The sequence below is a fragment of the Ferrimonas sp. YFM genome (assembly GCF_030296015.1).
In the GTDB taxonomy this organism is placed as follows: Bacteria; Pseudomonadota; Gammaproteobacteria; order Enterobacterales; family Shewanellaceae; genus Ferrimonas.
This window is the reverse complement of the sequence record NZ_AP027368.1, coordinates 4,331,625-4,352,065: the sequence shown is the minus strand read 5'-3', so window position 1 is coordinate 4,352,065 and position 20,441 is coordinate 4,331,625. Positions and strand designations below refer to the sequence as shown.

The 20,441-nt window shown below is 61.4% G+C and carries 17 protein-coding genes; 6 read left to right on the top strand and 11 right to left on the bottom strand.

Annotation, left to right across the window (positions count from 1 at the left end):
* The first annotated feature begins 257 nt into the window (after nt 1–257).
* Entirely contained in the window at nt 258–1,793 is a 1,536-nt protein-coding gene (locus QUE41_RS20115) for a sigma-54 interaction domain-containing protein (RefSeq protein WP_286340732.1), read from the top strand.
* Between the two features lie 121 nt (nt 1,794–1,914).
* Here QUE41_RS20115 and QUE41_RS20110 read toward each other — a convergent pair whose 3' ends face one another.
* From QUE41_RS20110 to QUE41_RS20070, 9 genes are all read right to left on the bottom strand, one after another.
* Nucleotides 1,915–3,048, bottom strand: a complete 1,134-nt coding sequence (locus QUE41_RS20110; protein WP_502875913.1) for a hypothetical protein — start codon at nt 3,046–3,048, stop codon at nt 1,915–1,917.
* Between the two features lie 175 nt (nt 3,049–3,223).
* A complete protein-coding gene (locus tag QUE41_RS20105) occupies nt 3,224–3,556 on the bottom strand; it encodes a DUF2956 domain-containing protein (RefSeq protein WP_286340730.1) in 333 nt (110 codons plus the stop codon).
* Between the two features lie 95 nt (nt 3,557–3,651).
* On the bottom strand, nt 3,652–5,850 hold the full coding sequence (locus tag QUE41_RS20100) for an OmcA/MtrC family decaheme c-type cytochrome (protein ID WP_286340729.1): 2,199 nt from the start codon (nt 5,848–5,850) through the stop codon (nt 3,652–3,654).
* Nucleotides 5,851–5,963: 113 nt separating this feature from the next.
* Nucleotides 5,964–6,146: a hypothetical protein gene (locus tag QUE41_RS20095; RefSeq protein WP_286340728.1), complete on the bottom strand. Its 183-nt coding sequence runs from the start codon at nt 6,144–6,146 to the stop codon at nt 5,964–5,966.
* 12 nt (nt 6,147–6,158) lie between these two features.
* Nucleotides 6,159–6,884 (bottom strand): DNA-binding protein, encoded by a 726-nt coding sequence (locus tag QUE41_RS20090; RefSeq protein ID WP_286340727.1) that lies wholly within the window; start codon nt 6,882–6,884, stop codon nt 6,159–6,161.
* Complete coding sequence (locus QUE41_RS20085; protein ID WP_286340726.1) at nt 6,881–7,420, bottom strand: core component of ECF transporter; 540 nt, start codon at nt 7,418–7,420, stop codon at nt 6,881–6,883. The genes QUE41_RS20090 and QUE41_RS20085 overlap by 4 nt, the downstream gene beginning before the upstream one ends.
* On the bottom strand, nt 7,353–8,048 hold the full coding sequence (locus QUE41_RS20080) for a CbiQ family ECF transporter T component (RefSeq protein WP_286340725.1): 696 nt from the start codon (nt 8,046–8,048) through the stop codon (nt 7,353–7,355). The genes QUE41_RS20085 and QUE41_RS20080 overlap by 68 nt, the downstream gene beginning before the upstream one ends.
* Entirely contained in the window at nt 8,035–9,261 is a 1,227-nt protein-coding gene (locus tag QUE41_RS20075) for an ATP-binding cassette domain-containing protein (protein ID WP_286340724.1), read from the bottom strand. Before QUE41_RS20075 ends, QUE41_RS20080 begins: the two co-directional genes overlap by 14 nt.
* Before the next feature lie 41 nt (nt 9,262–9,302).
* Complete coding sequence (locus QUE41_RS20070) at nt 9,303–11,369, bottom strand: TonB-dependent receptor (protein WP_286340723.1); 2,067 nt, start codon at nt 11,367–11,369, stop codon at nt 9,303–9,305.
* Nucleotides 11,370–11,754: 385 nt separating this feature from the next.
* On the opposite strand from QUE41_RS20070, the gene QUE41_RS20065 reads away from it, so the two are divergent.
* The 5 genes from QUE41_RS20065 to ubiA all read left to right on the top strand — a co-directional run bounded on the left by QUE41_RS20065 (nt 11,755) and on the right by ubiA (nt 18,086).
* Complete coding sequence (locus QUE41_RS20065) at nt 11,755–12,468, top strand: HAD-IA family hydrolase (protein WP_286340722.1); 714 nt, start codon at nt 11,755–11,757, stop codon at nt 12,466–12,468.
* Between the two features lie 60 nt (nt 12,469–12,528).
* Nucleotides 12,529–14,703 carry a DNA helicase II gene (gene uvrD, locus QUE41_RS20060; RefSeq protein WP_286340721.1) on the top strand — a complete coding sequence of 725 codons (2,175 nt, stop codon included), beginning with the start codon at nt 12,529–12,531 and terminating at the stop codon, nt 14,701–14,703.
* 150 nt (nt 14,704–14,853) lie between these two features.
* The gene (locus tag QUE41_RS20055) at nt 14,854–15,357 is read left to right on the top strand and encodes an aminoacyl-tRNA deacylase (RefSeq protein WP_286340720.1); all 504 of its coding nucleotides are present in this window, start codon (nt 14,854–14,856) and stop codon (nt 15,355–15,357) included.
* Between the two features lie 150 nt (nt 15,358–15,507).
* Complete coding sequence (locus tag QUE41_RS20050; RefSeq protein WP_286340719.1) at nt 15,508–17,139, top strand: methyl-accepting chemotaxis protein; 1,632 nt, start codon at nt 15,508–15,510, stop codon at nt 17,137–17,139.
* Nucleotides 17,140–17,225: 86 nt separating this feature from the next.
* Nucleotides 17,226–18,086 (top strand): 4-hydroxybenzoate octaprenyltransferase, encoded by an 861-nt coding sequence (ubiA, locus tag QUE41_RS20045; RefSeq protein WP_286340718.1) that lies wholly within the window; start codon nt 17,226–17,228, stop codon nt 18,084–18,086.
* A 66-nt stretch (nt 18,087–18,152) separates the two neighbouring features.
* Here ubiA and fre read toward each other — a convergent pair whose 3' ends face one another.
* Both fre and ubiD read right to left on the bottom strand, forming a co-directional pair.
* Nucleotides 18,153–18,848 carry an NAD(P)H-flavin reductase gene (gene fre, locus QUE41_RS20040; RefSeq protein WP_286340717.1) on the bottom strand — a complete coding sequence of 232 codons (696 nt, stop codon included), beginning with the start codon at nt 18,846–18,848 and terminating at the stop codon, nt 18,153–18,155.
* Between the two features lie 102 nt (nt 18,849–18,950).
* Nucleotides 18,951–20,417 (bottom strand): 4-hydroxy-3-polyprenylbenzoate decarboxylase, encoded by a 1,467-nt coding sequence (gene ubiD / locus QUE41_RS20035; protein ID WP_286340716.1) that lies wholly within the window; start codon nt 20,415–20,417, stop codon nt 18,951–18,953.
* Between the last annotated feature and the right edge of the window lie 24 nt (nt 20,418–20,441).

Sequence of the window (20,441 nt, the reverse complement as noted above, 5' to 3'; positions counted from 1 at the left end):
GGCCTCGGGCTCAGAAAAACAAAACTGTGATCTAAAGCGTATTTCAAATAGAGTTAATAGGATAATAAACGCAAAAAACAGTGGCGCACAAAATGGAAATTAAGCCGAAACTTAATTAAGGGATTATAAAAATGATAGCAAGGCTTCATTTTTTAAAATTCCCCATATAGCTAAATATAAATACATGACCTGACCCCCGGTTTACCCTGCAGCTGTGACCTACCATTACGAGACTTCGTAACTGCCTGAGCGTTTCCATGTCTTCCGAACTGCGCTTTTTCTATGAGGTGACCCAGCGGCTGTCTGGCAGCCTTCAGCTGGAGTGCTCCCTCCAATCCTGCCTGGAGTATCTGGCGGACCACATTCCGGTGGACGGCATCTACATCAACATCTTTGTGGCGGAAAGCCAGGAGATACAGATGTTGGCCCATGCCAATGCCGGCGGTGGCCAGCTGCTGGACCGGCGCATCGCCCTGACGCCGGAGATGTGTGAGGGGCTGACGGACAGGGAGCGCCCACCCATCCGCATCCTCAATGCCATAGAGCAGGACAGTGTGACCCATCATGTGTTGTCTCAGCTGATCCCCGACGCCAAATCCGTGATGCTGCTGCGGATGCGTTGCGACGACTTTCACCTCGGGGTGGTGGGGCTCTATTCCAGAGAGGAGCACAGTTTCCGCCCCCGCCACGGGGATCTGCTGCAGTCACTGCATCAGCCCTTCGCCATGGTCACCGCCTTCAACCTGCAGGGGCGCAACCTGCTGGCGGAGAAGGCGCAGTTGGAAGCGGAGAACCGCAGCCTGCGTCGGACCATGGACAGCCGGGATGAGGTGATTGGCGCCCACGCCGGACTTAAGCAGGTGATGGAGCAGGTGGAAGCCATTGCCCCCCTGGACAGCACGGTGCTGATTCAGGGGGAGACCGGCAGCGGTAAAGAGGTGATCGCCAACGCCATCCACGTACGCTCGGCCCGGGCCGGCCGTCCCTTCGTCAAGGTCAACTGCGGTGCCATCCCGGACAGCCTGATCGATTCCGAACTCTTCGGCTACGAGAAGGGGGCCTTTACCGGCGCCGAGAAGCGCAAGCAGGGCTATTTCGAGCAGGCCAATGGCGGCACCATCTTCCTGGATGAGCTGGGTGAATTGCCCCTGTCTGCCCAGGTGCGACTGCTCAGGGTACTGCAGAGCCGCACCATAGTAAGGGTTGGCGGGGTGGAGCCGGTGGAGCTGGATATCCGGGTGGTGGCCGCCACCCACAGGGATCTGCAACAGATGGTCCGGGCCGGCGGGTTCCGGGAAGATCTCTGGTACCGACTCAACGTGTTCCCCATCGCCATCCCCGCCTTGCGTCAGCGCCGGGGAGACGTTCCCCTGCTGGTGCATCATCTGCTGGAGCAGTTCCGGGTGCGCTTCAAACTGGAGCGGCTCCCCACCATAGCGCCGGAGCAATTGTCCCGACTGCAGAACTACGACTGGCCGGGCAATGTGCGAGAGCTGGTGAATGCGGTGGAGCGGGCGATGATCCAATCCAGGGGCGGCCCCCTGCTGTTCGACTTCCTGGCACCGGGCAAGCACGATCAGGTGCCTATTGCGTCCGGCGGCGAGACCGTGGTGATTGACCCCAGCCGCGCCGGGGATCATCTGGTACCCCTGGACACCATGACCGCCAAGTACATCGAGCACGCCCTGCGCCTGACCGGCGGTAAGATCCACGGGCCGGGGGGCGCCGCCGAGCGGCTGGAGATCCACCCCAATACCCTGCGCAGCCGGATGAAGAAGCTGGGATTGATGTAGGGCAGTCGAGACAGGAAAAGCCGGGCAGTGAGCCCGGCTTTTTTTTGAGCCGCGCCCATAAAAAAGCCACCGCGCGAAGCGGTGGCAAAAGGGTCAGGAAAATTGAACAGGGGAGAACGGGTTAGAAGTAGTAACCGAAGTTGATGTTGATACGCTGGTCCCAGCCATCGCCGGCCTGAGGCAGGCCTACGTGGTCATCCATCTTGGTGGAGAAGGTCATGTTCTTACCCTGGATGAAGTCAGCCATGATGTAGACAGGACCGGCGGAAATGGCGGCACCGGTGACGTTCTGGAAGCTGTCATCGAAGCTGCTGTCATCGGTATCCGGGGTCAGCATGCCGAAGTCGTTGTAGAACTTGATGCTGCCGAAGCTGGTGGGGATGGTCTTGGCGATGTTGAAGGAGTAGATCTGCGCCTTGGACGCCACTTCATACTGCCAGCCGGCGCCGCCCAGACCGATCTTGTTGTTGTCCATGCCTTCTGGGTTCTCGGCATCGAACTCGTACTGCATCGCCTGAAGCTGCAGGTTCCAGCCCTGGTAGCTGGCGTCCATGTGCAGGGCCACGGCGTAGCGGTCGCCGTTCTTCTCGGTCTTGGTGTTGTAGATCTGGCCGTACTCCAGGGAGTAACCGGCTTTGACGGTCAGCTCGCCGCTGCTGTGCTTGTACACCTGGCGCAGGTTCAGCTGGTTGGTTTCCTGGTTGTTGTACTCGGTGCCGTTGACCACGCCATTGTAGATGTCGGGCGCGTAGGCCTTGTTGTCACCGGAGTTGTATTCGCCATTCTTGTAGAAACCAAACTCTGTGGTCAGGTCACCACTGTGGTGAACCGCCTTGGCGCCCACATCGAAGTCATCCTCGAAGCCCAGGTAGTAGGGCAGGCCGAACCACCAGCTGTTGGAGATGAAGCCGGGGTTACCAAAGGGGGTTTTGTTTACACCCAGCTGGATCTGCAGGTCGTCGTTCATCTGGTAGTAGCCGTAGCCCCACTTGATGAAGTGTTTGCCGGAGGCGAAGCGATATTCGCTGGAGAGGCCCCACTTTCCGTGAGTGCCGTCAAACTTCAGGGTCAGAACGTCGAAATTAAAATCGCCGCCCTTGTCTTTCTGCTGGTCATCGTAAAAACGAAGGCCGTAATTAACGCGAACGGAGCCGCCGATATTCATTCCATCTTCAGCCGCGGCATTCATCGCGAACATAGAGGAGAACAGAGCGGAGATCACCAAAGCTGATTTGGTCAAACGCATGGGCATCATCATATTTACCTATAGAGTGTTTTTTGTTGTGGTAAATAGAGAGCAGGGGACGTGCCAAAAGAGAAAATACCCCTTTAGTTGGGGGATTGTTTGAATTGCGAAGGGGATTGACGAAATATGGTGATTGCTGCGTCACCATATTTCGTATTTTCAACGATATTTCAAGGTCACAGAATCAGCTTGTCAGCAGATAGGCGAGGAATCCGGCCCAGCTGATCCCCAGCAGAATCCAGGGCAGGGGCTGTGATTTGCTGTCACTGGTTTCGGCTTGAGCCACCGCTTCAGGCTCGGCGTCAGCCTTGGCCCGGACCTGCTTCTTTTTCAGCTTATCCCGCTCACGGGCTTTGGCCTTCTCGCGCTTCTTGTATTCGGCGATCCCCTTCTCGATCCCCTTGGCGATGAGTCGGGTCTGCTCTTTGGTCTGCCCCGGCTTCTGGGTGGCCCGGGCGATCTTCTCCGCTTCTGCCACCACCTGGGGGGAGGGAGTGTGTTGATCTTTCTTGCTCATGGGAACTCTGTCGTGATGCTGGAAGGGCAGTGTACCCCTGCCGACGGGACAAAGAAACAGGGCCCCGACCGGGGCCCTGTGGTGCTTGGCTTGGATCAGTGACCGTGAACCGTGTCGATGCCGAAGGTCTTGCCCTCTGCGTGACAGGTGGCACAGCTCTCTACCGGCAGGTCAGCACTGCTGTCCGGAGCCGTTGCGGTGGTGGCCCCATTGCTTTCGAAGTGAGCCAGGGCCGCTGCGTCGGAATGGGCATGACAGCTGCGGCAACTCTCGGCGACCGGGGTGATGTACTGATCGGTGCCGATGGCGATGGCGCGCTTGCCGGAGGTCAGGCCGCCGTCGGCGGCAAACAGAGACTGGCCTTCGGTGTGGCAGGCGCCGCAGTCGGCGATGCTGGCTGGGTAGCCCTGAAGTTCGCCGTCACCATTGAGGTACACCCCGCCCGCTTCTTCGCTGTCCCAGGCTCCGCTGTGATAGCGGTGTACCACGGTGAACAGATCCCGGTTGGCGTACGTCAGGCCAGGTATGGCCGTGAAGCTGCCATCGTCGTTGATCAGGTTCACCTGGGGATGGAAGGAGCCTGCCCAGGTGCTGTTGTGACAATGCATGCACTGGGTGAACTCGGTGGCGCCATGGGTGCCTTTTACATGGGTCAGGTTGTCGTGGCAGGCGTTACAGCTGGCCTCGGTGACCGTCACCCGATCAGGCTGGCTGTGGCGAGCCGGAGTGGGATCGCCGCCATCCAGGTTGTAGTAGGCCACCGGCGCCAGGTTGGCGTAGCCGATGCCGTCCGCCTCGCAGGGCATGGCCATGCCCGCCTCACCGCAGAACTGCACTTCGGCGGTCAGGTAGATGGTACCGGTGAGGCTGGCGTCGGCCAGATCTCTGGCCACCGTCAATACGCCTCCGGTCAGGCTGACTCTGTCGCCGTGGATATCCAGGGTGGTACTGCGGGTGACCACGCCGTCGCTGGCCACATTACCCAGCAGAATGCCGCGGCCCGTGTTGGTCATGTAGGGGGTGAAGTCAAAGTCGTCTGCCGCCGGGGCGCCATTGAAGCTGAGGTTGGCGGTGACCGTCAGGGTGCTCAGGCCATCGTCGATGCCGTTGTCGCTGACCGCCGCCGAGGTGAACTCAAACGCCATCCCTGGAGTGGCCGCCATCATGGCACGGCGCATCGGCATGTGGTTGTCTGCCACCGTCCCGGGCAGGCCAGGTCCGGCGGGAGGCGCGTCCATGCCGTGACAGCTGTTACAGCCCCGGTCTGTGCCGACGGTGCTGATGTGGTTGGCTGCGGCTTCGCTGGTGTGACAGGCCTGACAGGCCTGGCCCCAGACATTGGCTTGCCAGCTGTCCATCTCACCGTGGCAATGCTGGCATTGGAACAGTTCCGCCGGATAGCCAAGGGTGTCATACCCCTCCAGGGCCGCCGCATGGATACCGTGAATCATCGGCGCGAAGTCTGCGCCCCCCAGAGCCGGGGTATGGCAGGCGACGCACTGCTCCACCTTCTGGTAGTTGCCGTGGCGTGATATGGAGGCGAATCGGTCGTCCCCTTCCGGGTAGCCGTCCAGGGCACCGTGGCACTGGATACAGGCGGCGTTGGCCACACTGTCTTTGACCGAAACGGCGTCCGCTCCGGTGGCGGGTATGAAGTCCTTGGGCTGGGACATTACCTTGTCCTCCACCCCTTCGCCGTCGCTGTTGGTCAGATCGTAGGCGCGGATCACCACCCGGTGCAGGGCGTTGGCGTCACCATCCGTCAGGATGACAGGTGCGCTGCCGTCGTGGCTCCAGCTGCCTGTGTAGCGGCCCGGATTGTCCGGATCTTCCATCAGGGTGCAGGCATTGACCTCACTGCCCCTGGAGGTTGTGCTGCCCGTTGGGGTGCAGAACATGGAGCTGCCAAAACCGTTGGCCTGGGTATGGCTGATCCACTGCACCGGAGCGCCACTGTCGCTGCTGTTGGCGGTCTGGTTCATCACATAGAGGGCGATACGGGACAGGCCGACCAGGGGCACGGATTCACCCCGCTCGTTTTTGCCGGAGGCGGTGAAGGCCAGGGCAAAGGGATCGGCCCCGGTGACTGTGATGCTCTCCAGGGTCAAAGTGACGTCCGAGGCCAGCTCGGCGCCTCGGGTGAAACCGTCACTGGGCAGCCCGGGATCCCCTGGAGGTCCGGGAGGCCCCTCAGGCCCTGGGGCACCGTCTGCGCCATCGTCGCCGTCACAGGCGCTCAGCATTAAAGAAGAACCCACCAGCAGGGCGAGTCCCAAGCGGTTCCAACTGCTCATCATTACTCTCCTTTTTGTCCTTATCGGGAGGTGCCCCTAAAAGGTAGTTGAGCTTGGTTCGGCCCGACAGGAAAAAACCACAAAAAAGTTCAGGAGAATAATGTCTTACTGTTTTAGTCGGATACTCGGGGTGGCGAGGTTATCTTCGGGTGACAGCACAGGTAGCCGGAAGCCAGCCAGCGCCGGTAGGCGCAATTGACGCAGGAGCGAAGCTGGTCATCCACCTGCTCATCCTCATCATCCGGCTGAAATCTGCGGCACTGCTGTGCCCTGAATCGGCTTGTGTCCAGCTCCATGGTGTGGATTCCTCAATAGCTGTGCAGGTGGCGTTTCTGGGCATTGACCCAATGTTGTCCTTCACGGGACACCAGCAGGGTCATGCGGTGATTGAGCAGCACTGCCTTGCGCTTTCCCTCGAGGCACACCCGCTCTGTGGGGGAGAGTGATTCGTGGCTGAGAGACAGCACCTGATCCAGGGCGGTCTCTCTGAGCAGTTGGGCGACGGTAAAGTGCTCCCCCTCTGCTGGCGCCTGAAACTGCCCTTTATATCGGCCGTCGTTGCCGCCGAGTCGGAGGCCGATTCCCGCCAGGGCGCCGATGATGCCGTCGCCGGTTCCGCCATGTTCCGACAGCAGGGCGCCGCAGCGTTCGGCCATCTCATAGGCCTGTGTCTTGGTGAGTACCTCGCTCTTGGCCCGATAGCCGAAGGCGATCAGGGCGCGGCGACTGGCATCATCGCCCCCCTGATACAGGCAAAGGCCGGGATCGGAGCCGGCGGCGGACTCCTTGTTCAGGTGGTCGATGGCCAGGTTGCGAATGGTGGCGACAGCCCCGGGCTGGCGTATGGCAAAGCACATGGCGCTGTTGTGGGAGGTGTAGGGAATCGATTCATGGACATAGAGTTGATGGCGGGTCACGGCGCTGCAACGCCCCAACCCCAGCTGCTGAATGTGCGCCGCCAGCTCCTCGGCCAGTTCGCCGGTTCCCTTGGTGCCGATCTGGTCTGTGTCGTCTATGCAAAGGTAGAGGATCATTGTGGTTGCCTCCGGGGTGAGATCAGTTGGTGGTGCGCCAGCAGCGACATCAGCGGGGGCACCGCCAGGGCGCCGAGCAGGCTGAACAGGCAGCCTCCCAGTCCTTTCCAGGCCAGTTGGGCGGCGATCACCGAGGGGTCGGCCCCGGCGAGATGGAGCTCCACACCGCCCTTGAGCAGCCAGGCGGTCAGTCCGGCCAGGGCAACCAGTATCGCCTGAATGCGAAACCAGGGCGCCTGGGGAAGGAACAGCAGGGCCGCCTCCATGGCCAGGGCGGGCAAGGCAAATTTCAATATCACCAGCGGGCCCCCTTTGCCGACGCCGAGCACCAGGGCCAACAAACCGGCCATCAGGCCACAATAGAGCACACTGCCCCTGACGGGCACCAGACCCCTGGCCAGCAGCAGGATCAGCACCAGCAGGAACATGGAGTGGCCAGCCAGCCCAAGTTTCAGTCGAAGCAGGGACTTAAGGCCCACCATCAGCAGCGCCAGGGCACCGAGAAGTATGGCGTCGGCCAGGGGGAGTTTGGTCATTGGGGGCCTCCATTGGGAAGTGGGTCAGGGTGGCATCCGGGCGATAGCCGCGGGCCTGAAGGGCGGTTGCCTGCTGCTGAGAGAGTCGAATCACCCGAATCAGCAGAGGCAGCAGCACCAGTTTCGTCAGCGCCTGCCAGGCTTTGGGACGCCAGAACTGGCTTGGGGCCAGGGGGTGTCCCCGCCATAGTTGCAGCTGGTAGAGTTCGGTGGCTTCACGGGTCAGTCTGGGTAACAGGCTCAGGGTGGTGGAGAGGATGAGTGCCTGATGGCTGCTCAGAATCCCTCTTAAGGCACGCACCACCTGATGAGACTGGGTGCTGAGAAAAAACCACAGGCCCGGAAGCAGCATCAGCATCATCCGGCTCCAGACCAGGGCGGCGGCGGTGAGTCCGCCAGGGCCAAACTTCAGCAGATAGAGCAGGGCGATCACCGTCCCCTGAACCGGGGCGATGTATCTGAGTTGCCACAGGGCAGCGGTACCCTTTGGGCAGCGCGCGGTGGCCCAGAGCAGCAGCAGCGCCATTGGGGGCAGTAACCACGGCGGCCCCAACAGCACCAGGGAGGTGGCCAGCGGGGTCACCACCAGCTTGAAGCGGGTCCGGACTAAGGGGTCATAGCGCAACAAGCTTATCCTCCTGGATCTGCCACTGGCGGATGCCTGCCTCAATGGGATGATGACTGGTGATCAGCACGCTTCCCCCCGCTGCTACCTGCCCCTGCAACGCCAACCACAGACGCTGGCGACTGTCGCCATCTAGGCCGGCGAAGGGATCGTCCAGAATCAACAGATCCGGCTCCAGGCAGAGTTGTGCGGCGATGGCCACCAGGTGTTGCTGGCCGTAAGATAGGGTCTGGGGAGAGCGCTCTGCCAGATGGCTCAGCCCCAGCTGCGTCAGTTGTTGCAGGATGCGCGGGTGCGCCTGGGCTTCACTCAGGCCCTGAAGGCAGAGACCGAAGGCCAGTTCGTCAGACAGGGTACAGGCACTGAGTTGATGGGAGGGGGATTGGCACACCAACGCCAGCCGGCAGCCGCCTCGAACCTCGATGCCATCGGGGCGGGCGCTGCCCAGGCCGGCAATGGCCCGGGCCAGGGTGGTTTTGCCGCTGCCATTGGCACCGCAGATGATCGCCACTTCCCCCTGTGCCAGAGAGAGGTCAGAGAGCGACAGTCGGCGCTCGGCCAGGGCAAGCGTGCCGCTCAGACGCAGGCAACTTGGTCCCGGCTTCAGATCTGGCCAGGGGGGGACTGAGGAGTGTGTGGGTGCTGCCGAAGTCAGCCCCTCCCGGGTCAGGGTCAGGGTACGGTCACACAGGTCCTTATAGGGGGCGTAGCAGTGATCGCTGATCACCAGGGCTACCCCCCGTCGTTTCAGATCGAGCAGCAGAGGCTTGAGCGTGCGGAAGCCCGCCTCATCCAATTGCCCCCAGGGCTCGTCCAGCAGCAGCAGTTGCGGATGCGCCACCAACTGACAGGCCAGCAGCAACCGGTACTGCTGACCCAGTGAGAGCGCCCGGCAAGGGTGGGTGAAGGGCAGATCCAAACCGACGCTGTCCAGGGCCTGGCGGACCCTGGGCACCATGGCATCCGGTGCCATACCCAGGTTTTCCAGCCACAGGGCCACCTCAGGGCCGATCATCTCCCGTACCAGCTGCAGGTCAGGGTCCTGCATCACCAGGGCGGCTCTGCCGTTGATCTTGATCTGGCCAGAGTCCGGCGCCAGCAATCCGGCCATCAACTGCAGCAGGCTGCTTTTGCCGATGCCGGTATCCCCCCGGATCAGCAGTGCCTCACCGGGGGCGAGGCACAGATCCAGGGGGGACCAGAGTGGTGCCCCCATGCGTTTCAGGGTGACCCCGGACAGGGTCAGAAGGTCCCGGGTCAGAAGCTGCCCCTCAGGCTAAGCATCCACTGGCGACCCGCCGCCGGCAGATCTTCGCTCTGCTCATACTCCTGGTCCAGCAGGTTGGTGGCAGTCAGTTGCCAGGAGAGCCCATCCCAGGGAAGGGGCTGACTCAGGCTGAGATCCACCAGGCTGTAGTCTTCAACATCCACCGGACCATTGGCGTCGTAGTAGACCTGGTCCATCACCCGCTGGGCGTCCAGGCGCGCCTTGAATGCCCAGGGCAGCCGAGCCAGCAGGCTGACCTTGACCATATGGGTCGGACGGTTCTGCAACTGCTCACGGTTCTGGTCGTCCTCGCCGCGGTTTTCCGCATCCAGATAGCTGTAGCTGAGATCGATATCCAGGTCATCCAGGCTGCGGTTGCTCAGCAACAGATCGGCTCCGCGGAAACGGTATTCGGCATAGTTGCGATACACATCCTCCATGTCCTTCTCGATGTAATCGTCCACATCGGTATGATAGAGGGAGAGCTGCCAGCTGGTGGCGGCGGTCAGTTGTTGGCTGATGCCCACCTCAAATTGAACCGTGGTCTCCGGGGTCAAATCCGGGTTGGCACCGCTGCCCTCGTAGAGGTTACGCAGGGTGGGGAAGCGCACTTTTCTATTGGCGGAACCGAACAGCCTGGTGTCCGGATCGATCAGGTAGTAACCGGAGGCCAGGGCGGAGTAGCGGTTCTTCTCTTCGAGATCGCTGCGATGCCAGCCGGCGGAGAGGGTGGCGCCGTAGTTGCCGTCGGCCAGCCATTGATACTCCATCACCAGGCTGGTGAGGTTCTGGCTTTCGTCCAGTTGGGTGATGCTGGACTGACCGCTGCCGCCGCCAGTACCACCACCGGTACCCCCACCGGTACCGCCACCGGTACCGCCACCAGTGCCGCCGCCTGTGCCGCCGCCTGTGCCACCTCCTGAGCCGTTGCCGCCGGCGAGGGCGGGTACGCTCTTGTTGCTGCCCCCGGAGCCGGCCAGCTTGGTGACCGTTCCCTGGTACTGCTGGTTCTCCAGAATGGCGGCGGCGGTCAGTAGGTGGTGATCGCCCTGCAGCAGCCACTGCAGGTTGACCCCCTGGTTGACCGCCTTGGAATCACTGGTCTGTTTCAGATCCTGGTAGTCGGCGTCGTTAAAGCGGTTTTCCAACTTGTCTTGCCAGTTGTAGTAAGCGAAGCCACGCAGACCACCCATCTCTCCCAGGCGATGGGAGAAGGTCAACTGGACTCCCCCCTTCTCCAGATCGTCCACCCGCTCATACTTCACCTTACTGTCTGCCAACCGACCGATGCGGGCAGGCTTGCCCCACTCAGCCTCTTCATATTCGGCGGTCAGGCCGAGGCGGGTATCATCGCTCAGTTGCCAGTGACCACTGCCGTAGAGGCTGTTGCTGCGGTTGTCGCTGTTGTCTCTCAGGCCGCCCTGCTCTTCGGGTGCAGGCTGAAAGTCATCGGGCAGGGGAAAGCCATCCTGACCATGACCCGAGTAGGAGAGCAGCAGATCGCCCTGCTTGCTCTCTGTGGCCACCGAGGCGCCCGCCTGCCAGCGGTCATCATTGCCCAGTCCGGCGTGAGCGGAGAGGGCCTGCTGATCGCCGCCGGTACGGGTGATCACATTGATCACCCCGGCATTGCCGCCGGTGCCATACAGCAGAGATCCGGCGCCCATGGAGACCTGGATCTCCTGGATGCGGTCGGCGGGGATCAGGCTGGGGTCAAACTGGCCGTCATAGCTGGAGTTGGCCGGCACACCATTGACCAGCAGCAGCACATGGCGGGTCTTGAAGCCACGCATATCCACCCTGGGCCGCCCTTCGCCGCCGGTGCGGACGTAGACGCCTGGCAGGGTCGCCAGGGCCTGATCCAGGGTCACCACTCCCTGATCCAGCAACTGTTGCTGATCAATGCTGAAGCTGGTGGTGGCCAGTTGCTGGGGGGCGGGGGCATCACCGGAGACGACGATCACCTCCTGGACATTGAAAAACTGATCAGACTGGGCTGTGGCGAAGGGGGAGCACAGGCCGAAGGCGATGGCCCAGGACAGGGGGTGTAACCGCATAGTGAGTGAATTCCTGACAAGAAAAGCGAGACCGAATGGGTCCATTTTTTCAGTCGGGTTCACGGTTTTTCAATCGCGCCCTCTTTGCTCTTAGAGTTGGATCAACACCAAATCATGTAAAGGGGAAGGGATGACCTAAAATAACAGCGCCTCATGGACACAATGTCCCAACCTGGACGATGTGGCCGACCTTTTGTCTCATGGGCAAAAAAAACGGGGGCCCGAAGGCACCCCGGCTAAGGATGAAATGATGAACAGACAGGACAGTCATCTATAAGACCCGCTTATTCGCCGGGGTATTTCATTCAATTGGCCTTTTTTTGGTTGGGGGCCTGAAAAGGGCAAGATATGCTAAGTCCAACGAGCCTCCGACTGTGGATCCCCCATGAAGTTTTATCGCCGCCTCTGCCCCATCGAAGCCATCAGTTTTGATCTGGATGACACCCTGTACAACAACAAGCCGGTGTTGTTGGCGGCGGAGTCCCGGTTGATGGCTTGGCTGGGGCACCATTTTCACTCAAAGGCCGCCGACACCGCCTGGTGGCGCGAGCAGAAGCTGCAGGTGCTGCTGTCACAGCCCGAGTTGAGGCACGACACCACCAAGCTGCGTCATTACACCCTGGAGACAGGGCTGAAAATTCTGGGTGCACCGCCGTGTGAAGCCCAGGAGCTGGCGGACGGGGCCATGGCCAACTTCCTGGAGTGGCGCTCACAAATCCACCTGGCGCCAGAGGTGAAGCGGGTCCTGATGACTCTGGCTCAGCGGCGCCCCTTGGTGGCCATAACCAATGGCAACGCCAGCCTGGCGCGCTTCTGGCCGGATGCGCCGTTTCAGTTCAGCGTCCACGCCGGTCCAGATGGCCGCATGAAGCCGGACAAGGATCTGTTCCTCTCCACCCTGGAGCGGCTGAGTATTCCCGCGGATGCTCTGCTGCACATCGGCGACCACCCCAGAGCAGACATTCAGGGTGCCAACCGGGTTGGCTGTCAGAGTGGCTGGTTGACCCCGCCCTATGGTCAGGCGGCCAGACCCATGGGGCAAAGCCTGCCCACCTTCAGCTTCAGTCAACTGGAGCAACTGTTACAATTGCCCCTCTGAGTACTGGTTAAATATTCAGTGTTTTTGGTATAGTGCCTTTTTTGTCCCCGGAGCCCCATCATGACTGCAGCACACTCTCACCCCCTTCTCGACTCGCTCAACGAAAAGCAGCGGGCGGCGGTGGAGTCGGCGCCGGGCTCCGTGCTGGTGCTGGCCGGGGCCGGAAGTGGCAAAACCCGGGTGCTGACCCATCGCATCGCCTGGTTGCTCAATGATCAGGGTGAGAGTCCTTTCGCCATCCTGGCGGTGACCTTCACCAACAAGGCGGCGGCGGAGATGCGCGGCCGGATTGAGTCCCTGGTCGGGGGGCCCATGAACCGGATGTGGATCGGCACCTTCCACGGCCTGGCGCACCGGCTGCTCAGGGCCCATCATCAGGAAGCGGGGCTGCCGGAAGGGTTCCAGATCCTGGACGCGGATGACCAGTACCGGATGATTCGCCGCATCCTCAAGAGCCTGGATCTCGATGAGAAGCGCTGGCCTCCCCGTCAGGCCATGGGTTACATCAATGCCAAGAAGGATGACGGGCTGCGTCCCAAGCACATCGATGCCAGTCACCACCCCATGGAGCAGACCCTGCTGCGGATCTACACCACCTATCAGGACGCCTGCGATCGGGCCGGCCTGGTGGACTTTGCCGAGCTGCTGCTGCGTGCCCATGAGCTGTGGCTGAACCACCCCCATATCCTGGCTCACTACCAGGGTCGCTTCCGCCACCTGCTGGTGGACGAATTTCAGGACACCAACGCCATCCAGTACGCCTGGATCCGTCTGCTGGCGGGCAACACCACCAATGTGATGATCGTCGGCGACGACGACCAGTCCATCTACGGTTGGCGCGGCGCCAAAGTGGAGAACCTGTCCAAGTTCCTGGATGATTTCCCCGGCTCCCAGGTGATCCGCCTGGAGCAGAACTACCGCTCCACCGCCAACATCCTGGCCGCCTCCAACACCCTGATCGCCAACAACGCCGAGCGCATGGGAAAGGAGCTGTGGACCGAAGGACGGGATGGCGACCTGATCTCGGTGTTCCAAGCCTTCAACGAGCTGGAGGAGGCGCGCTTTATTGTCAGCCGCATCCGGCAGCATCTGGAGCAGGGCGGCGCCCTCTCCGACTGTGCCGTGCTCTATCGCTCCAACGCCCAGTCCCGGGTGTTGGAGGAGGCGCTGCTGCATCAGCAGGTGGCTTACCGCATCTATGGCGGGCTGCGCTTCTTCGAGCGCCAGGAGATCAAGGACGCCCTCTCCTACATGCGCCTGGTGGCCAACCGGGGTGACGATGCCGCCTTCGAGCGGGTGGTCAACACCCCGGCACGGGGCATCGGCGACCGTACCCTGGACATACTGCGCACCACCGCCCGTCAGCATGGGCTCTCCCTGTGGCGCGCCTGCCAGCAACTGCTCAACGAGAAAGCCCTCTCAGGCCGGGCGGCCAATGCGGTGCGCGGCTTCATGTCCCTGGTGGAGGAGCTGGAGGATGAGACCGAGGATCTCAGCCTGAAGCTGGCCACCGACCATGTGATTCAGCACTCCGGGCTGAAAACCATGTATGAGCAGGAAAAAGGCGAGAAGGGCCAGGCCAGGGTGGAGAACTTGCAGGAGCTGGTGACCGCCGCCGGCACCTTCGAGAAGCCCGAGGAAGCGGATGAGATGAGCGATCTCAACGCCTTCCTGGCCCACGCCGCCTTGGAGGCGGGGGAGAATCAGGCCAGCGACAGTGAAGATGCGGTGCAGATGATGACCCTGCACTCCGCCAAGGGCCTGGAGTTTCCCCTGGTGTTCATCTGTGGCGTCGAGGAGGGGATGTTCCCCAGCCAGAAAGCGGTGGAGGAGGGGGACCGCCTGGAGGAGGAGCGTCGCCTCTGCTATGTGGGCATGACCCGGGCGATGGAGAAGCTCTACCTCACCTATGCGGAAAGCCGCCGCATCTACGGTCGGGAGACCTTTGCCAAGGCGTCCCGCTTCCTCAGTGAGATCCCCGAACAGTACCTGGAGCAGATTCGTCCTCAGACCCAGGTGACCCAGGCCAAGGCGGTCAACCGCTTCAGCCGGACCCAGGAGAGCTTCGACAACACCGGCCTGAAGCTGGGGCAGCGGGTCAAGCACCCCAAGTTTGGCGACGGAGTGATCATCAACTACGAAGGCACCGGTCCCCAGAGTCGGGTACAGGTGGCGTTCGACGGCCAAGGGATCAAGTGGCTGGTGGTGGCTTACGCCAGGCTACAACCCGCATAACATCTTGCGCTTATGGGCGCTTCACTGGTGGCGCACAGGGGGGCGGCGGCCCGCCCCCGGCTCGCACAAAGTTCGCCGCAAAACTACGCCTCCAGGACCCATAACCCCTACACTTACACTGAGGTTCTTTCTTGGTGAGGAGGATGGATTATGGGCATTGCTATCAGCGTCAGTGAATACCTGAATCAACAAGGCATCCCCTTTAAGGTGGTGTCACACCCCTACACCGAGTCAGCCCTGCAGTCCGCCATCAGCGCCGGCATCCCCAAGCAGCAGGTGGCCAAGGCCGTGATGCTGGAAGATCATGAGGGGCGCCACCTGATGGCGGTGCTTCCCGCCGATCGCCGCATTCGCCTCAAGCGCCTGGGCGAGATCATGGAGCGGGAGTTCAGCCTGATGGAGGAGGTGGAAGCGGCCCGAAGCTTCCCCGATTGCCAGTTCGGTGCCCTGCCTGCCCTGGGTCAGGCCTACAATCTGCCGGTGGTGGTGGATGATGCCCTGGCGGATCAGGACAGGGTCTACTTTGAGGCCGGGGATCATCAGTTGCTGGTGCAGCTGGACAAGCAAGGCTTTGACAAGGTGATGCGTAAAGACCGCCATGGTCGATTCAGCGTCCAGCCCACGCTGGATTATGGCCAGCGCCGCTGGCTGTAGAGTCGCCGCGCCGGGGTAGATCTGAGTGACGATAAACTCAGAGGCTTGGCGGGGATCACACCGAAGTTGTTACAGTCGTGATCCAGATCAGTGCCCCACCTTGAGAAGCGTGTATTTTGCGGTTACACGTTTCTCAAGGAAGAAGTTAAAGTGCTGTTACTGAAACGAATTTCTATCAGCAAGAAGCTGTGGCTTCTGGTCATTCTCTCCATCATTGCCACCCTGTGGCTGCTTATCTTTTCCGCCAACCTCCTCAAAAGCCGCATCAACGATGCCACGGATCAGGCCCTCAAGGGGCACCTGGATCAGGCGCACTCTCTGGTGACCTTCTATCAGGGGCAGGCGGCTCAATTGGGAGAAGAGCAAGCCAAGTCACAGGCATTGGCGGCTTTGACCCAACTCAGATTCGAGGGTAAGCACTACTTCTGGGTGCTGGACACCGACGGCAAACTGCTGGCCCACCCTCACAAAACAGAGACCTTAGGTCAGGACATCACCCGGGAAACCGACGTTGAAGGCTCCCCCTTCTGGCTGGAGATGGTGAATCTGGGCCGAGGGCCGGGACAGGGCTTCTTGACCTACCACCTCAAGGGCGCTGACGGTCAGCCGGTGGAGAAAACGGCCTATGTGGTCCGTGACAACCAGTGGAACTGGATCATTGGCGCCGGCATAGAACACGCCAGCGGTCAGGCCCTGTTCTGGGATCTGGTGATCAGGCTGATCTGGGTGTCGCTGATCGCCACCGCCGTCACCCAACTGGTGAGTCACTTCGTCCGCCGCGACATCGCCACCGCCATCCACGAGCTGGAGGTGGCCTGTGATGCCATGGCCGACGGCGACCTGAGTGATAAGGACAGCCACCTGCATGACCGTAAGGATGAACTGGGTCATCTTGCTCAGGCTTTGGGTAAGATGCGCCAGTCTCTGGTGACTGTGTTGTCGCAAGTGAAGCGCACCGCCACCGATGCCCAGGAGCAGGCGCTGGCCCTGGCGGATTCGGCCCAGGCCAGCCGTCACTCAATTATCGAGCAGCAGTCTCAGCTGCAGCAGGTGGCCACCGCGGTCAATGAGATGAGTCACACCATCGGTGATGTGGCCAATAACGCCGAGCAAACCGCCACCACCACCCATGCCGCCAGCGCCAGCAGCGAGCAGGGGCAGCAGCGGATGCACCAGGCCGAAGCGCGGATCAATGACCTGGCAGCCAGTGTCGGTGCCAGTGCCGATCGCATCCGCGAACTGCACCAGGGGGTGCAGGCGATCAGTGAGATCACCGATGTGATCAACGGCATCTCCGAACAGACCAACCTGCTGGCCCTCAATGCGGCCATCGAGGCGGCCAGGGCCGGTGAGCAGGGCCGAGGCTTTGCCGTGGTGGCCGATGAGGTGCGGGGTCTGGCGGCCCGCACCCGGGAGTCCACCTCCCAGGTACAGAGCACCATCGAGACACTGCAGAATGGGGCCATGGTGTCCGTGGAAGCCATGGGCAGCTGCACCACCCTGGCCAGCGACAGTGCCGCCGAGAGTAAGGCGATGGCCCTGGAACTGGAACAGGTGGTGAGCCGCATCCGCGATGCCAACGACCGTGCTGGCCAGATCGCCACCGCCTCGGAGCAGCAAAGTGCCGTGGCGGAGGAGATCAACCAGAACCTGATCCGGGCCAATGAGTCCGGCAGTGAGGTGGAGCTCCAGGCTCAGCAGGTGGCCGGACAGAGTCAGGCCCTGTTGGATCATGCGGCATCCCTGCAGAATCAACTGCAGAGATTCAACTTCAGCGGTTAGCAACCCACTGTAAAATCTGATCTGGATCACGCATAATGGCCGCAATTGAACTCTTGAGAGACCGTGCACGGATGATGCTAGCTGTTATGCGTGATCGCCTGGGCCCCTATATGAGGCTGGCCCGGCTGGATCGCCCTATAGGAACCTTCCTGCTGCTTTGGCCCACCCTGTCTGCCATCTGGCTGGCGGCCCACGACGGGGCGCCGGAAACCCGGGTCCTGCTGGTGTTTTTCATCGGTGTCTGGTTGACCCGGGCCAACGGCTGCATCATCAACGATTACGCTGACCGGGATCTGGATGGCCATGTGGAGCGCACCAAGGGGCGCCCCCTGGCCAGCGGTGAACTGCAGCCCTGGGAGGCACTGGCACTGTTCGTGGTGTTGGGGCTTATTTGCTTCTCCCTGGTGCTGACCCTCAATACCCTCACCATCATGATGAGCTTCGTCGGGATCGCCCTGACGGTGATCTACCCCTTCACCAAGCGTTTCTTTCCCGGTCCGCAAATGGTGCTGGGGGTGGTGTGGAGCTGGTCGATCCCCATGGCCTTTGCCGCCCAGACCAACGCGGTGCCTTTGGAAGCCTGGATCATGTTCCTGGCCCACTGGTGCTGGACCGTAGCCTACGACACCATGTATGGCATGGTGGACAAGGAGGATGACCTCAAGGTGGGGATTCGTTCCACCGCCATCTGGTTTGGTGACTGGGATAAGGGCATCATCGCCCTGCTGCAGCTGACCTGTCTTGGGTTGTTGCTGACCCTGGGGTTCCGCCTGGCCCTGCCCTGGCCCTACTTCTCCGCCATGGCGGCCATCGCCGGCCTGTTCCTGTATCAGCACTGGCTGATTCGCCACCGAGACCGGGCCCAGTGTTTCAAGGCGTTCCTCAACAACAACTGGGCGGGCCTGGCACTGTTCACCGGCGTGGTGGCCAGTTACGCCATCAGCTGATATTGAGTTCTGAACAGATAAAAAAACACCGCCATCTGGCGGTGTTTTTTTGGTTCGGGCTGTGGCCTATTTCATAAAGGCGTAGGCATCGCCATAGAGGTGAGCCTCATCGACGCCATGCTGGCGGAACGCCTCACGGGCGGCCCCGGCCATCTCGAAGCGGCCGGCAATGTAGATGTCGTATTCACCCAGTCCCACAAAGTCACTGCAGATGGCGTCGATCACCGTGCCCTGACGTGCCCCCTCTTCGGCTTGGTCAAATACCGGCACAAAGGTCAGGTGGGGCAGTTGCTCTGCCCAGGCGTTGGCTTTCTCTGCCAGGTACATGGCATCCCGGTTACGGCATCCCCAGTAGAGGAAGGTGGTGGTGGTGTCGCCATGGGCGATCAGGGTGTCCATGATGGCGTTGATGTAGGAGAAACCGGTACCGCCGGCCACCAGCAGGCGGGGGCGATCACTCTCCTGGCGCAGGTAAGCGTCGCCAAAGGGCAGCTCCACCTCGATGTTGTCGCTCTGTTGCAGGCGCTCGATCACCTGCATGGCGTAGCTTTCCGCCACCGAGGCGCCGATGTGCAGCTCCAACTGGCTGGTGTCCGACGGGCTGGAGGCGATGGAGAAGGGGCGCTTGTCCTCTTCGCCCATGATTACCGTCAGGTACTGACCGGCCTTGAACTGGACAGGGTGTTGTGGGGTGAGAATGACCTTGAACACGGTGTCGCACAGGGGCGTCACCGAGGCGATGTTACAGCTTATCCTTTGCATTGAGTTCTCATTCTTATTCCGGTTTTGCGGCGCATTGTAGCGCGAACGCCGTCTCCGGGGCCAGTGATGCCCCAGGGCGGCAGTAGGATATTTTCGATGGGGCTAATCGATGCCGAGATCCGCCCAGCGCTCATCCACCCGGCGCTTGACCTCATCATCCATGACGATGGGTTCGCCCCACTCGCGGTCGGTTTCGCCCGGCCACTTGTTGGTGGCGTCGATGCCCATCTTGGAGCCCAGTCCCGCCACCGGCGAGGCAAAGTCCAGGTAGTCGATGGGGGTGTTGTCCACCATCAGGGTGTCCCGGGTGGGATCCACCCTGGTGGTCAGGGCCCAGATGACGTCGTTCCAGTCCCGGGCATTGACGTCGTCGTCGCAGATGATGATGAACTTGGTGTACATGAACTGGCGCAGGAAGCTCCAGGCCCCCATCATCACTCGCTTGGCGTGGCCGGGATACTGCTTCTTGATGGTGATCACCGCCATCCGGTAGCTGCAGCCTTCCGGCGGCAGGTAGAAGTCCTCGATCTCCGGGTACTGCTTCTTGAGGATGGGGACAAACACCTCATTCAGCGCCACACCCAGCATGGCGGGCTCATCCGGTGGACGGCCGGTGTAGGTGCTGTGGTAGATGGCGTCTTTGCGCATGGTGACGTGGGTGACGGTGAACACCGGGAAGCGCTCCACCTCGTTGTAGTAGCCGGTGTGGTCACCATAGGGGCCCTCGTCGGCCTCTTCACCGGGCTCCAGATAGCCCTCGAGGATGATCTCGCTGTGGGCGGGCACATCCAGGTCGTTGCTGATGGACTTGATCACCTCGGTGCGCTCGCCGCGGAGCAGGCCGGCGAAGGCGTACTCACTCATGGCGTCGGGCACCGGGGTCACCGCCCCCAGGATGGTGACAGGATCCGAGCCCAGGGCCACGGACACCGGGTAGCGCTCACCCGGGTGCTTCTCCTGGAAATCCTTGTAGTCCAGGGCGCCGCCCCGGTGGGCCAGCCAGCGCATGATCAGCTTGTTTTTGCCCAGCAGCTGCTGGCGATAGATCCCCAGGTTCTGACGCTTCTGGTTGGGGCCCTTGGTGATGGTCAGGCCCCAGGTAACCAGGGGAGCCACGTCGCCTGGCCAGCAGTGCTGGATCGGTAGCTGGGTCAGATCCACGTCGTCGCCGCTGATCACCACCTGTTGGCAGGGAGCCTTGGAGACCCGCTTGGGCGGCATGTTCAGTGCCTGCTTGAACATGGGCACCTTGGAGATGGCGTCCTTGAAGCCGGAGGGCACCTCGGGCTCCTTGAGGAAGGCCAGCAGTTCGCCCACTTCCCTAAGGGCACTGCTGTCTTCCCGGCCCAGGGCCATGGCCACCCGCTTGGGGGTGCCAAACAGATTGGCCAGCACCGGCATCTGTTTGCCCTTGACGTTCTCAAACAGCAGGGCGGGGCCGCCGCTGCGCAGCACCCGGTCGCTGATCTCGGTCATCTCCAGATGGGGATCCACCTGTTCAGTCACCCGCTTGAGCTCCCCAGCCTGTTCGAGGTGGTTGATGAACTCTCGTATATCCCTGAATTTCATGCGATAGTCTCTACATTGCTGACT